The 14,118-nt window shown below is 47.1% G+C and carries 18 protein-coding genes; 16 read left to right on the top strand and 2 right to left on the bottom strand.

Going from position 1 to position 14,118, the window contains the following annotated elements; all coding sequences use genetic code 11:
• Positions 1-140: 140 nt before the first annotated feature.
• Positions 141-566 (top strand): hypothetical protein, encoded by a 426-nt coding sequence (locus QNH46_RS22210; RefSeq protein WP_283926056.1) that lies wholly within the window; start codon positions 141-143, stop codon positions 564-566.
• Positions 567-773: 207 nt separating this feature from the next.
• Positions 774-932, top strand: a complete 159-nt coding sequence (locus QNH46_RS22205) for a hypothetical protein (RefSeq protein ID WP_283926055.1) — start codon at positions 774-776, stop codon at positions 930-932.
• A gap of 163 nt (positions 933-1,095) precedes the next feature.
• Here QNH46_RS22205 and QNH46_RS22200 read toward each other — a convergent pair whose 3' ends face one another.
• The gene (locus QNH46_RS22200) at positions 1,096-1,929 is read right to left on the bottom strand and encodes an IS3 family transposase (RefSeq protein WP_347342996.1); all 834 of its coding nucleotides are present in this window, start codon (positions 1,927-1,929) and stop codon (positions 1,096-1,098) included.
• Positions 1,913-2,263 (bottom strand): transposase, encoded by a 351-nt coding sequence (locus tag QNH46_RS22195; protein WP_283926053.1) that lies wholly within the window; start codon positions 2,261-2,263, stop codon positions 1,913-1,915. Before QNH46_RS22195 ends, QNH46_RS22200 begins: the two co-directional genes overlap by 17 nt.
• Positions 2,264-2,720: 457 nt before the next feature.
• Here QNH46_RS22195 and QNH46_RS22190 point away from each other — a divergent pair, with 457 nt between their 5' ends.
• The 14 genes from QNH46_RS22190 (at position 2,721) to fliD (ending at position 14,092) form a co-directional block, all read left to right on the top strand.
• A complete protein-coding gene (locus QNH46_RS22190; RefSeq protein WP_283926052.1) occupies positions 2,721-3,167 on the top strand; it encodes a hypothetical protein in 447 nt (148 codons plus the stop codon).
• Between the two features lie 676 nt (positions 3,168-3,843).
• The gene (locus tag QNH46_RS22185) at positions 3,844-4,935 is read left to right on the top strand and encodes a helicase-related protein (protein WP_283926051.1); all 1,092 of its coding nucleotides are present in this window, start codon (positions 3,844-3,846) and stop codon (positions 4,933-4,935) included.
• 155 nt (positions 4,936-5,090) lie between these two features.
• Positions 5,091-5,891, top strand: a complete 801-nt coding sequence (locus tag QNH46_RS22180; protein ID WP_283926050.1) for a ComFC family protein — start codon at positions 5,091-5,093, stop codon at positions 5,889-5,891.
• Between the two features lie 106 nt (positions 5,892-5,997).
• On the top strand, positions 5,998-6,414 hold the full coding sequence (locus QNH46_RS22175; protein ID WP_283926049.1) for a TIGR03826 family flagellar region protein: 417 nt from the start codon (positions 5,998-6,000) through the stop codon (positions 6,412-6,414).
• A gap of 116 nt (positions 6,415-6,530) precedes the next feature.
• A complete protein-coding gene (gene flgM, locus QNH46_RS22170; protein WP_430691855.1) occupies positions 6,531-6,830 on the top strand; it encodes a flagellar biosynthesis anti-sigma factor FlgM in 300 nt (99 codons plus the stop codon).
• Positions 6,827-7,327, top strand: a complete 501-nt coding sequence (locus QNH46_RS22165; protein ID WP_283926048.1) for a flagellar protein FlgN — start codon at positions 6,827-6,829, stop codon at positions 7,325-7,327. The genes flgM and QNH46_RS22165 overlap by 4 nt, the downstream gene beginning before the upstream one ends.
• Before the next feature lie 24 nt (positions 7,328-7,351).
• Complete coding sequence (gene flgK / locus QNH46_RS22160; RefSeq protein ID WP_283926047.1) at positions 7,352-8,917, top strand: flagellar hook-associated protein FlgK; 1,566 nt, start codon at positions 7,352-7,354, stop codon at positions 8,915-8,917.
• 11 nt (positions 8,918-8,928) lie between these two features.
• Positions 8,929-9,831, top strand: a complete 903-nt coding sequence (flgL, locus tag QNH46_RS22155) for a flagellar hook-associated protein FlgL (protein WP_283926046.1) — start codon at positions 8,929-8,931, stop codon at positions 9,829-9,831.
• 11 nt (positions 9,832-9,842) lie between these two features.
• A complete protein-coding gene (locus QNH46_RS22150) occupies positions 9,843-10,415 on the top strand; it encodes a DUF6470 family protein (RefSeq protein WP_283926045.1) in 573 nt (190 codons plus the stop codon).
• Positions 10,416-10,488: 73 nt separating this feature from the next.
• Positions 10,489-10,947: a flagellar assembly protein FliW gene (gene fliW / locus QNH46_RS22145; protein WP_283926044.1), complete on the top strand. Its 459-nt coding sequence runs from the start codon at positions 10,489-10,491 to the stop codon at positions 10,945-10,947.
• Positions 10,925-11,161 carry a carbon storage regulator CsrA gene (gene csrA, locus QNH46_RS22140; RefSeq protein WP_283926043.1) on the top strand — a complete coding sequence of 79 codons (237 nt, stop codon included), beginning with the start codon at positions 10,925-10,927 and terminating at the stop codon, positions 11,159-11,161. The genes fliW and csrA overlap by 23 nt, the downstream gene beginning before the upstream one ends.
• Before the next feature lie 167 nt (positions 11,162-11,328).
• Positions 11,329-12,171: a flagellin N-terminal helical domain-containing protein gene (locus QNH46_RS22135; protein ID WP_283926042.1), complete on the top strand. Its 843-nt coding sequence runs from the start codon at positions 11,329-11,331 to the stop codon at positions 12,169-12,171.
• A gap of 77 nt (positions 12,172-12,248) precedes the next feature.
• A complete protein-coding gene (locus tag QNH46_RS22130; protein ID WP_283926041.1) occupies positions 12,249-12,584 on the top strand; it encodes a flagellar protein FlaG in 336 nt (111 codons plus the stop codon).
• A 26-nt stretch (positions 12,585-12,610) separates the two neighbouring features.
• Positions 12,611-14,092, top strand: a complete 1,482-nt coding sequence (fliD, locus tag QNH46_RS22125; RefSeq protein WP_283926040.1) for a flagellar filament capping protein FliD — start codon at positions 12,611-12,613, stop codon at positions 14,090-14,092.
• Positions 14,093-14,118 lie beyond the last annotated feature (26 nt).

Raw genomic sequence — 14,118 nt, 5'->3', positions numbered from 1 at the left:
GCCTGCACATACAGCTAGGCAGCATGATTCGAATGCGACGATGGATATTAAGCATACGTCTTATCAGGGATATGTAATGAAAGCCCAGTAACCGACCTGCTTCCGGCGGCATATATTGTCGCATAGGGAGGTTGAGTCGCATGATTCCTTACATGGTCTGGATATTGTTTAGTTATGGCGTTGCCGGAGCGCTTGTGCATTTTTTTCACAGCAGGTATTTAAAGTATGAAACGAGCTCTCGAAAGCAGGTTCACTATATTCTAGTAGCTCATAATCATGAGAACCAGATGGAGTGGTATTTGCGGGCGCTTATGTGGTACAGCTGCTTGAGAGCACAGTCGCTCCGGGTTACGATACTGGACGATGGTTCACAGGATGACACGCTGGCGATCATTGAGCGAATGAAGTATGCCAATGAAATGAATCTGACCGTAGTTGGCGAGGCCGAAATCCAGGATGAACATGACATCATCCGGAGCCAATCTCCTAACGATGGGGAGCAATTGAAATTCATCGATCTCCGGGTGCCGCACGAAGCGGCGAAGATACCATATGTTCAGGCATAACTGCAGTCAATTGAATATGCTGGTGAAACGTAAGATGTGAAGCACACTCTTGGGCATGGCCGAGGGGTGTGCTTTTTTGCGTTTGGCTTGGAACGGATAAAATAAGGTGCTGTTATAAGGTGTGTTTGACGCTAACGTGGGAAAGGTTTTCGCAGCATTCGATGCGGCGAATGAAGATTGGGGGTGGTTTGATTGATTATCTAACTGATGGTAATTGATGAAGCAATTGATGAACAAACTGATGAACAAACTGATGAACAAACTGATGAACAAACTGATGAACAAACTGATGAACAAACTGATGAACAAACTGATGAACAAACTGATGAACAAACTGATGAACAAACTGATGAGCCGACCGACTGATGAAATAACTGGATTTGTTACACTTAAAAACTCCGTTCTTTAGCAAAATGAGTAATTAGCTGGATTTCCTGTATTTATAAAGCGGTTGAAAGGGAGGTGAGTCCCCAAAAAAAGGATTTTGATGCATGAATGCTCTTCTGTCAAAAAAGTGGACACAGCTAAACTAAGCAACCCTTTCGTAATACAGCTGCTCAAAGCGAACCGGTGACATATATCCAATCGTACTGTTAGATCTCTTTCGGTTGTAGAAGAATTCCAAATATCGAAAAAGCCTTTGTTGGGCTTCTTGTTTAGTTTTGAACTTAGGTTTGCTGTAGATCAACTCGCGTTTTAAGATACTATGGAAAGCCTCGATACAGGCGTTGTCATAGCAGTTTCCTTTACGGCTCATGCTTGGCTTCATTCCATATTGCATCAGTTGGTTGCGGTATTCTTTACAGGCATACTGGGAACCACGGTCAGAGTGGTGGATCAGCCCTTTTCCTGGCTTCTTTGCGAGGTAGGCTTGCTTCAGGGCATCCATTACAAGGTTAGACGTCATTCTATCACTTAATTTCCATCCGACGATTTGTTTCGTATACAAGTCTAAGATGCTGGCCAGGTAGAGTTTTCCTTGACGGCAAGGAATGTAGGTGATATCGGCTACCCATTTTTCATTCGGTTTCGTAGCTTTAAAATCTTGCTCGAGGACATTTTCGGCTATCGGCATATCGTGACTAGAGTCTGTGGTGGTAACCCTGAACTTCCTTGACATGCACGAACGCAGTCCTTGCTCTCGCATAATAAGGCCAACCGTACGTTCCGATATGCTCCATCCTTCCTTCACAAGTTCATTGTGTATCCTAGGACTGCCATAGGTTTCATCCGAGTCGTAGAAGTGCCATTGAATACGCTCTGAAAGCTTCTGTCTGCGCTTCTCTCTTTGGGAAGGCTCGGCTGCTTTCCATTTGTAATAACCGCTCCTAGATACCTGCAGTACTTTACACATCTTCTCCAGTCGAAAATCGGAGCGGTGATCTTCGATAAATTGGAACCTTAGTTCCTTTCTTTGCTGAAGATGTGCATGGCCTTTTTAGGATTGCGATCTCTTCCTTAAGATCTTCGATTTCCCGTTGTTGTTCATCGATCATTTGAGATTGCTGGCGAAGAGTTTCGCCTTGGTTAACGGGTTCATTTTCAAATTCTCGATACTTTCCGACCCAGTTTCGTAATGTACCGGGATTAATGTTTAACTCGTTTGCGATCTCCTCGAGTGACTTGGTTTGTTCTTGCACATACTTTACGGCTTCACGTTTAAATGTTTCGTTATACCGTTGTCTCGTCTCACTCATTTCGACACCTCTTCATCTTATTAGACTCATTATCTATTTTTGCATTAAGAGATGTCCACTTTTTATTCTAACTGCAGAAATACAGTTAGTTCACCTAAGTTCTCGTATAAAAACGAACTAGATACATGAGATACATTTAATTCCGTTAGTAGTTGTACTAGAGCAACCCAGGTCATTTTGATTAAGCGCCAAAGTATCGTGCAGCATCTTCTTCAAAAGGTTCTTTTTTCCTTTTTTAGAAATAGCAGAATGTATTAAAGGCTAGTGATAGGCCGGGCTGGCCCGAAAAGGGCTTGCCTCAGCGCGGATATTTTAAAAATCTTGGGACAAGGGTTATTTTCGCGGGGAGGGCTGTCCTTTCGGTAAATGACTTCTATCGATGTTTGTTTATTTTAGTAGACTGCAAGGTTGTCTTGAAATGAAGATTCAATGCTTATATAGCAAAAGGAGGGATCGGTTGAAAGTCTGTTTGTACGCAGTCAGATGTCAATCAGAATGGGAGGTAAAAGTCAGCCTGGATTTTGGCATTGATCTGGCATGGTGGACGCAGGATGGGCGGGTGAATGTGAGTTGGAGAGGCGAGGGGCGGAGTGGGATTGGTCAGCAATACACAAGGGTAGAAGGCGGCTGGGAAAACGGCACGGGGTTAGCTGGACGGGCGCCTGGGGCCAGGGAGACGAAGTTTCTCTTACTTCTGGCTGCTGAGCTGCCCTTAGGCTTGGCTGTAGGCCTGCGGGATGGATTTATGCACCATGCTCGTATGGATGAGTGGGGTGCGCGGGAGTGGAATGTATATTTGCAAGAAGAACTGGCACGGCGATTTAAGGCTGAATTGGCGCGTGATAAGTTTCTTCTTGAAAGGTTAGGTCAGCGCGGCTTATATGGACAAGGGAGAAGGGGATGACGCGGGAAGGACGAGCTATACAAAGGGAAATGGAAGAGAGAATGAGCCCGTGGGGAGAATTGAAAGCGGAACAGGCTGGGAGGCCAACAGCCGAACAGGGTGTGCATTTAGACAGAGGTGGATTGGATAGATGCGGTTTGGAGTTGCGGGTGGTTGCAGGGAGCGCGTCGTGGTTAGTAGACGCGCTGACGGGGCGGTCGCTGCTGGCCGCGGAGCTGCAGCAGCTCCTGGCGGAGCGCCTGCCGGAGCTGGCGCCGGCGTGGCGCTCCGCCGCCCAGTACGCGCACCTGCAGGGGCGCGTACAGCTCACCGCGGGCGTGGCCCCGGCCACCGCCCGCCGCAGCCGTGCCCGCTGCGCGGCCGGGCACGGCCTCCCCGCTGCCGCCGCTGCGGCAGCGAGGCCTTCGCCGCACGCCCTGCGGGTCGTGCGGCCTGAGCAGCTGCGCCTACTGCGAGGCCTGCCTCGCGCTGGGGCGCAGCCGCTCTTGTGCGCTGCTGCTTCGCGGCAGCGCCTGCGCCGTGCCGCCGCCGGGCCCACCCGGCAGCGGTGGCGGCACGGCAGGGCCCCCACCGGGTCCTTGCTGGACCGGTGGGGGCTTAGCCCGCGCAGCGCGCAGCTGCGGGGGAGGCGCTGCGCTTCCTGGCGGAGCCGCAGGAAGCGGGCGGGCACGGCGGCATGCGGGTGCCGCTGCCGCGCAACGCTGCGCCGCATGGCGGCGGCCTTCCGGCCGCCAAGGCCGCGGCGCATGCGCGAATTCCGCGCTTTCTGCTCTGGGCCGTGACAGGAGCGGGAAAGACGGAAATGATTTTCCCCCTGATTCAATATGCGCTTGATCGCGGTGGGACGGTGCTGGTAGCTACGCCAAGACGGGACGTTGTTCTGGAGCTGGCTCCCCGGATCGCAAAAGCCTTTCCCGATGAACCGGCGGCAGTTCTCTACGGAGGCAGCGTCCAGCGCTGGGAGCGGGCGCGGCTCTATCTGGCCACGACCCATCAGCTGCTAAGGTTCCATGAGGCGTTCGATCTTGTCATTATCGACGAGCTGGATGCCTTTCCCTATCATAACGATCCCATGCTGGCTTTTGCGGCAGAGGCTTCCTGCAAACCCGGCGGGCGCTTCATCTATTTATCGGCCACGCCCCCTTTATCTTTACAGCGCGAGATCCGCCAAGGGAGGCTGCCGCACGCAAAGGTTCCGGCAAGATTTCACGGTTATCCTCTGCCTGTGCCGCGGCGCGTCGCCATGAGCAGCGTAGCGGAGGCTGTACGGCGTCAGCGGCTGCCGGGCTCGCTGCTGCAGCCCCTAAACGAGTCGATTCGGCGAGGGGCGCAAATTTTTATGTTCGTATCGCGCATCAGGCATATTGATCCTTTTGTTGCTATGCTGCGGCGCAGGTTTTCTGCTCTTTCAATAGAGGGAACTTCCTCCCAGGACGAGCAGCGCTCCGATAAAGTGCTCAACTTCCGCTCGGGCGAAGTTCGCATCCTCGTAACGACAACCATTCTGGAGCGAGGCGTGACCGTGCCGAAAAGCGATGTATATATTTTGGATGCCGACAGCGAGCTGTTTGACGAAGCTTCCCTCGTGCAAATGGCCGGTCGAGCCGGCCGTTCCAAAGATGACCCTGCGGGTATTGTCGTCTTCGCCTCCCCGGAGTGGACAAAGTCTCAGCGTGGAGCCGTGAAGCAGATCAAGACGATGAACAAAATTGCGCTTAAAAAGGGTTTTTTGCGGCAAGCTGATTCGAAGGCAGGTCAATCAAGGTAGGGCTATCGAAATGAAACTTAATTTGGACAGCTGTAAAATTGGAGCCAAAGTAATGCGATGTTAAGGAAAGGAGGATGAGTATGAAACTTGCTGGGAATATAGCCAAGGACTCCTCTTGCTTATATTCAGAACATCTGGGGCGATTGTTCTCAGGCATGCTGAAACCAATCCATCGATTGCTGAGTCAGACAGGAAGCCTCTGTTTGGCTTGCGGCAGCAAGATATCCGCACAGATTCCCGGTTATCCCGAATTGTGCCTGTCCTGCTATTCGAGCATCCCTTGGATTATGCAGCCCCGCTGCCTGGTTTGCGGGCGCCATGTCGGGTGTCCTGATTGCAGCCGGACGGGAGGAACGCCGCGTTGTTTTGTCATCAACCGGAGCAGTGTAGCCTATAACGCTTCGATGCGTCAATGGCTGGCTCAGTATAAATACCGCGGACATGAGGCCTATGGTGAGGTTCTCGCGCGCATGATGGGACGGGCTGTAGAGCAAATGAAAAATGAGTTGGGACTTCAGAAAACTTTTTTCGATGCGGTTACGTTTGTGCCTTTGAGCGAAGCAAGGTGGGTGGAACGCGGATTCAATCAGGCCGAAAAGTTGGCTAGGGGAGCAGCTTTGGCGAGAGGGCGTAACGGACGCAGTCTGCCTTTGTTAAACTTGTTGACGCGGACCCGGCATACCGACAAGCAAAGCTTCAAGAGCAGACATGAAAGGCTTAAAAATATGCAAGGTGTTTTTCAAGCTTTACCCGATGCCTCTGAACGGCTGGCAGCTGTGGCGGTACGCTCTGACGGGACTTTTTCTGAACATGGCGAAGCCATTCGTTTGCTGCTCGTGGATGATGTCTATACGACGGGGAGCACGATCAATGCCTGCGCTGCCGTGCTGCAAAACATTTGCACAGAGCTGGGGGCAAGCGGCGAAATTTACAGTTTGACCTGGGCAAGATCTTAAATATAGAAAAATTCAGTATTTTTGTAGGAAATTATGGACGAACACCCCTGAAATAAGGTAATCTATTTTAAACAGCTTTACGATTGGACAAGTAGGGGGAATGGTTATGAATTTGGGAAATTGTCCGCGCTGCGGCAAACTGTTCGCCAATAATTTTAGGGACATCTGTCCATCCTGCATTAAAGATATCGAGAAAGAGTATGAGAAATGTCTTGAATATTTGCGTCAAGAGAAACTGGCTACGATCCAGGAGGTTCATGAGGCGACAGGCGTCTCCGTCAAACAGATTACAAAGTTCATTAAAGAGGGACGGATCACTGTAGCCAATAACCCGAATATGATGTACCCTTGTGAGGTCTGTGGTGTTCTTATTCGTGAGAATAATATGTGTGATTCGTGCCGTACCCGTCTGACGCGTGATTTGACTGCCGCCGTCAGGGAAGAGGGCGGGGCTAAACAAGCTCATGATGATCGTAACCACAGCGGGGCTTATGGCGCGGTCGACAAATTCCGTAATCAATAATGCCAAAATAACCTATATTATTATTGAAATTCCTAAACTTCGCTATTAACAATGTTTAAACCTACGCCGATAAACTTAGTAAAGATTATCGGTTTTTTTTATTTGAAACGAGGTGAATGAATTTGAAAATCAATGAGACAGGTCGAATTAACGGGGTCAATCCGTATCAACGCAACGTTGAGAATCGGGATACTTCAGTAGATAAGAAGAAGCAAAGGGATCAGCTATCGATTTCCTCGGAGGCCAGAATCATGCTTGAAGAGCACAATCAAGTTCAAGACCCTAAGCGGATGGAGCGAATTGCTGAGTTAAAGAAGGCGGTATCCACGGGGACGTATCATGTTGAAGCCAACAAGCTGGCGGAGAAATTGGCGCCTTACTTCAATTCATTTGTTGATCCGGGGGATTCCAAGTGAGCGTACAGAACGTAATCGATGTTTTGCATCAGACGGATGACATGTATCGGAAGATCATTGAATTAGGCAAGGAAAAGCAGCAGGCCATTATGGATAACGATATTGCTCTTTTGACAAAGCTGATGAACCAAGAGGCTCGTCTGCTCAAACAAACCGTGGAGCTTGACGAGCTGCGCGAACAAGCCGCCCTGCAGTTTTTGCAGGAAAAGGGGATTCGTTCTCAGCTTAAATTAACGATTACCGAAATGACTCGTCTTGTATTCGATGTTACGGAGAAGCAGCAGCTGCTGGCCGCTCAGGCCCAGCTGTCGGATACGCTAAGAGAGCTAAAGCGCTTGAACGGGATAAACAAGGAACTGGTCGAACAGTCCTTAACATTTATAGATTACAGCCTCAACTTGTTTGTAAGCGAGCCGGAGGATGAAATGATGTACCGCGATCCTTCGAAGCAGCATGCTGCGCAGAAGCCACGCAGTTTCTTTGATACGAGAGCCTAAAAGGATAGGAGTGAAATGACGACAATGAGATCTACTTTTCATACACTTGAAGTTGGTAAGCGAGGGGTCGTTGCGCAGCAAACAGCCTTGGCCACGACGGGACATAATATTACGAACGCTAACGCGCCGGGTTATTCTCGTCAAGTAGCCAAGATGGCAGCGGCAAGACCGATTGAATTTCCAGGGATGACCCGTTCGACGAACCCGAACCAGCTCGGGATGGGCGTCGAAGTTACTAGCATTAAACGGATTCGCGATTTCCTGCTGGATATCGAATACCGGAATCAAAACTCTGATCTGTCGACCTGGATTGTGAAGCAAGAGACGTTATCCAACGTTGAGGGTATTTTTAACGAACCTTCGGAGAATAGCATTGCCACAAGTATTTCGGAATTCTGGAATGCTTGGCAGCAGCTTAGCAAAAATCCGAGCAGCACTGACCTGTCTGCCAGAACGGTAGTTCAGCAGAAAGCGATCGCTCTTACGGAAACGTTTAATCATATTGCCTCTCAGCTCGACACGCTGCAAAACAACCTGACTCAGCGGATTAATGTCAAGGTGGCTGAAGTGAACAATACGGTGCAGCAAATCTCGGATTTGACGATCATGATTAACCGCGTGGAAGGGCTTGGCGATAACGCTAATGACTTGCGCGACCAACGGGACTTGCTCATCGACCAGTTGTCCACGCTGGGGAACCTGCAAGTAATAGAGACGGATGACAACTACCAGGTGATTTTTGGCGATGTCATGGTCGTGGACGGTATTCAGCCGCCTACGGAGTTTACTTTGGCTAACGTTAACGCTCTTACAAGAGGGGAAATTGCCGGTTATGTGGAATCCCGCGACGTTCATATCCAGAACTATATTACTCAGATGAACGTGATGGCGAATACGCTAGCCACGGGAAAAATTGAGGTGACTTTGCCTGCGGGATCGATTTTGCCTCCGGGAGTCACCATTCCTGGTGCGGTGATGGATCCAACGAATCCAAGAAAACTCGCTCAGGATACTAAGCATACCGTAGACGGCTTGAATGGGTTGCATAAGCTTGGTTATACCCTTCAGGAGCCGGCGACGGCGGGCAAGGACTTTTTCGTTGCCGCTGGAGGGGGGACAATTACGGCAGCCAACATTCGTGTTAACCCAGAAATCGTTGACAATCTGGCTAATATCGCGGCTGCCATGCGAACTGAGCAGGTCACCCAGAATGGGGTTACTACAGAGAAGGTTCTGCAGGGTAATGGGGATCTGGCATTATTGATCGCTTCGCTAGCAGAGGGCAAGTTTGATTATCGCGGGCAGAATGGTGCAATTACGAACGAAGGAACCTTCGCTGGTTATCTACAATCCGTCATTGCTCAACTAGGTACAGATTCAGATGACGCCTATCGGATGGTGCAGAACGGTACTTTATTGTCTGACCATGCGGATAGACTACGTCAAGCCGTAAGCAGCGTCTCACTGGATGAGGAAATGGCGGATATGATCAGGTTCCAGCATGCCTATAGTGCTTCTGCCCGCGTGATGACGACGATAGATGAAATGCTCGATAAATTGATTAACGGCACCGGGATTGTCGGTAGATAGGAGATGAGTACATGCGTATCACTCAGTCTATGATGAGTCGATCGATGATGAGCAATCTGCAAAATAACTTCAAACGACTGGACAAATACCAGGAACAGATGATGACCAACCGGCGGCTAAACCGGCCGTCCGATGACCCGGCTGGCGTTGCAAGTGCGCTGCAATACCGTGGCGAGATTAGCTCCACTACTCAATTTGAGGAAAATGTGGAAGATGCGAATTCGTGGATGCAATTTACGGATAGCGTCCTGATGGAAACAACGAATATCATTCAGCGGCTGGCAGAGCTGGCCGTTCAAGCTGGAACCGATACTGTTCCGGCTGATGCAAGGAATAATATTAAGCAAGAAGTAGATCAACTTTATCAACAGCTAGTTTCATTAGGCAACTCGCAATTTAAGGGAAAATACATTTTTAACGGGCAAAGGGTAAATGAAGCTCCTTATCCAAACGATCCGGCGAATATGGCTTATAGTTTGGACGAAGGCGTGGTTCAATATCAAATCGGTGCGGGAATTTATATACCGGTAAATATGTTAGGCGATAAAGTATTTGGAGCTTATGGGGATAACACAGGCTTATTTAAAGTACTAGATGATTTTAAAAATGCCCTAAATGATACTAGTCCAGCGGGAACTACAGCAATCCAAAATGCTATTCCAGCCTTGCAGGAGAATTTAGAAAGAGTGATTACTGCGCAGGCAGAACTCGGCGGTAAACAGAATCGTCTTGAGTTTTCTATGAGTCGCTTAAATGACTTGAATTTGAATTATGTATCCCTGCAATCCTTAACCGAAGATGCGGATATGCCAGCAGTTATAACTGAGCTCAAGACGGCAGAAAGTATCTATCAAGCTTCGCTTGATACCATGGCACGCATTATTCGCCCAAGTTTGTTGGATTTCCTGCGATAGGAGGGGTTTGATTGCAAGTTCCTCGCATACAGATTCAACAGGGCTTCAGTAGGCTGGCCTTAGAAACAACGAAAGGTCAATGGAGTATTGAGCAGCCAAGGCCATCGTTAAATTTGCATCAAGAGCCAGGGAAATTAGAGATGGAGCGATCCAGGCCTACACTCGAAATTGATGCAAGGAAGGCCTGGTCCGCTTTAGGCAAAGCGAAGTTTGACGAATTTACTGACCGTGTATCTCAAAGTTCGCTAGAATCCTCCATGCAGAACATCGCGGAAATTGCCCAAGCTGGCGACCGGATGATGGCCTTTCATCAACCCGGGAATGCATTTGCCGAAATCGCGAGACAAAATGCATTGAAAGATCGGCCGATTCAATTTATGGGGCCGCCAGACTACGATAACGTGGACGTTACATTTACTCCCGGATCTTTAAACATGAACTATTTGCCTGGCGGAGTAAGTGCAGATCCCGTTATTCGCAAGCCTGTAGTGGATTATTATCCGGGCAAGGTTAATCCTTATTTAATACAGAAAAATTTTATATTTATGACGGCAACGAACCGGCATTTGGATGAGGTTGTCTGATTAATCCAGTAAAATAGCTATAATGAAGGAATTTCATATAGCTATTTTTTTTGAATTGAAGGAGGTATTCCCTGTGATTGTACAAACAGCAAGGTTTGGAAAAATTGAAGTTTATCCTGATACTACATGGGATTTTTTGGTTCCGATTTTAGGGTTTGAAGAGTATAAAAATTTTGTGGGAATTGCACAAGAGGATAGCCCATTTGAATTTATTCAGTCCTTGGATGAGGAAAATTTAACTTTTGTATTAACCGATCCATTCATGTTCTATCCGGAATATGAATTTACGCTTGAACAGCGTTGGCGCGATATTTTGCAAATTGAAAAGGAAGATGAGGTCATCGTTCGATCTGTAGTCACTGTAAGATCTCCTTCCGATATTACCTTAAACTTGAAGGCGCCGATCATTATGAATCCTAAATCGAGAAAAGCTGCTCAAATTATACTTGAGCAGTCTGAGTATGAAACCCGACATCCGCTGAACAAAGTTGAAGATCAGGAGGGACGCCATGCTGATACTGTCGAGAAATAAGGGGCAGAAGATTATCATAGATCATAACATTGTCATCTCTGTGGTTGAAGTTAGCGGAGATCAGGTGAGGATCGGGATTGAAGCACCGGCTGATGTGAGTATTTATAGGGAAGAAATTTACGATGCTATCCAAGAGCAAAATAAAGAAGCTGTCCTGCAATCTGACAATGTTCAGGAACTTCTACGTAATGTGAGTCCATATAAGAAAAATTAAAAAAAATTATAAAAATGTTGCAATTACTATAAACAATAGCCCAAGTCAGCCGATATATATATCATGGGACAATTGTCATGGCATTGACGGCCGCATTCCATGATCTGTCCACATACGGGTGAAGCATGGATGCTAATCACCAAAACATTCCAAGGAGGAAACTTATTATGCGTATTAACCACAATATCAGCTCTTACAACACTCAACGTCAATTGACGTTCAACAACACTCAACAAGGTAAATCCCTTGAGAAATTGTCTTCCGGCTACCGCATCAACCGCGCTGCTGACGATGCTGCTGGTCTGGCAATCTCTGAGAAAATGCGTAACCAAATCCGTGGCTTGGAGCAAGCTTCCAAGAACGCTTTGGACGGCATTTCCTTGATTCAAACTGCTGAGGGTGCTTTGAACGAAACTCATGCTATGCTGCAACGTATGGCTGAACTGTACGTACAAGGTGCGAACGAAGTGTTGACAACTCAAGATGCTGCTAAGATTGACTCTGAAGTTAAACAACTTTCAGCGCAAATCGGTTCCATTGCAGAACAAACTCAATTCAACACTAAAAAATTGCTTAATGGCGATACAACTGGCGTATTATTCCAAGTTGGTGCTAACGGTGGAGAGACAATTCAATTGTCACTTTCCAAAGCTACTGCTACACAATTGAGTGTCCAATTTGACAATACAGGTTTGCAGGCTCTTGCATCTGCAACTGGTGGCATGAACTCTGTTGCAGCTGCTAACTTGAGCTTGGTTCAAGCAGCGATCAATAGTGTATCTGCAATGCGTTCTGACCTCGGTGCTGTTCAAAACCGTTTGGAACACACAATCAACAACCTTGGAACTACTTCCGAGAACTTGCAAGCAGCTGAATCCCGTATTCGTGACGTTGACATGGCGAAAGAAATGTCTGAATTCACGAAGAACAACATTCTTCAACAAGCTGCAACTGCAATGTTGGCTCAAGCGAACCAACAGCCGCAAGGCGTTCTGCAATTGCTTCGTTAATTTGATTTATAGCCGGCCGGGGAACCGGTCGGCTTTTTTAATATCTGGCCTTTGAATAGGCGAAAGGGGGGAGAGTGATGAGGATAGACCCTTCTTCAAACTCTTCGTATTCGTCCTTGCTGCCATGGTTCAATAATCTTGCTAACGAAGCTTCGTTGGAAGTGAATACAGATAAGCGAAAAAACAATCCAGATAAGACGATTCCTGAACTTGTTGACATGATGAATAAGAAACTTGAAGAGCTCGGGACTCATATCCAAGTGAAGGTTCATGATAAGACAAATACGATTATGGTTCTTGTGATGCAGGATGAGACGAATGAAATAATTCGTGAAATTCCAAGCGAGAAAATGCTCGATATGCTGTATAACATTACAAGAAGAGTTGGTCTCTTCGTGGATGAAAAATTGTAAATGAACAAATGCAAAGGAGGTACATGATGGCAATTAACAGCCCGATCCGGATTACTGGTTTTAGTGGGACATTAGATACCGATAGCCTTATTACAAAGCTAATGCAGGCAGAAAGAGTTCCACTTGATAAAGTTTTAAAAAGCAAGCAGTTCACGATTTGGCAGAGAGAAGATTATCAGGCGATGAATACCGCGCTCTTGTCTTTTCGGAATTCAATTAACAATTTGCGTTTCGAAAGTAATTTTGAAAAAACTACAGCTACCTCTTCTAATACTTCGGTTATTGAAGTAGCATCAAGCGGGACTTCTGCAGGAATTAGCTCTGTTAGAGTAGGAAAGCTAGCTACCTCGGCGACTATTGTAAGTAATCCGATCGCTTCTGCTACCCAAACGATCAGTGAGAGTGGAGCAATTTCTATTAATGGAAAGGCTACGGTGGCATTTACTGCAGGCGTTTCAACAGTAGAGTCAATTGTAAAGGATATTAACAGTAAAGCTTCTCAGACTGGTGTCAAAGCTAATTTTGATAAAGCTAGCGGTGTTCTTTACTTGAGTTCCTCGCAGATGGGAGATAATTCGGAAGTTAATATAGCAAGTTTGGATCCAAGTAATCCGAGCGACACTAGTCTTGGCGACTTTATGAGTTTTCTTAATCTTTCTCAATCAAGTGCTGTCGGCTCGGACGCGGAATATTATGTGAATGGTTCAACCACTGCCATTAAATCGGCTTCTAATAGTGTGTCCATCAATGGAGTTCAAGTTACTCTACGCAGCCAGGGAGAGGCCTCAATAGGCGTTGTAACCGATCGAAGTGGAATCGTTGATAAAATCAAGGATTTCGTGACACAATACAATTCTTTGATTGATCTCTATTCTACAACTGCAAATACCCGTCGCAGCCGTGAGTATGAACCGCTCACCTCCGAACAGAAAGAGGCTATGAGCGAGAGTCAGATTACTCAGTGGGAAAAACGAGCAAGGCAAGGCACACTGTATAATGATAGCATTCTTAGAGATACACTGTCATCGATGAGAAGTGCTCTGAATACCCCCTTGAATGTTCCAAGTGATCAAATACAAATGTTGTCCAGCATCGGTATAACAGTCATGACGGATTATAAAGAAAATGGGAAGCTTCAGATTGATGAGGCCAAACTTCAGGAAGCAATTAATACGCGATTTGATGAAGTGAAGCAACTGTTTGTCAGAGCATCGGATGAAGATCCTCCTGCAGGAAAAAGCAATATAGGCATCGCCGATCGGCTGTATAATATAGCTAATGTGCAAATGGAGAAGTTTAAAAAGAAAATGGGTTCTGGATCGCTGGAGGCTATGGATGATAGCGTCATTGGTAAACAACTAAAGGCTCTATCCGAGCAAGAATCCAATTGGAAGAGAAAGTTAGAAGATATCGAAACCCGTTATTACAAAAGATTTGCTGCAATGGAAGCTGCGCTGCAGAAAATGAACAGTCAAAGTTCATGGTTATTTTCACAATTAGGTCAGTGACCCCGGAATAATATTACACTACCAAT

Source organism: Paenibacillus woosongensis, from assembly GCF_030122845.1.
GTDB classification, from domain to species: Bacteria; Bacillota; Bacilli; order Paenibacillales; family Paenibacillaceae; genus Fontibacillus; species Fontibacillus woosongensis_A.
Note: the sequence above shows the minus strand (reverse complement) of the source record. Positions and strands in the feature narration are given on the sequence as shown.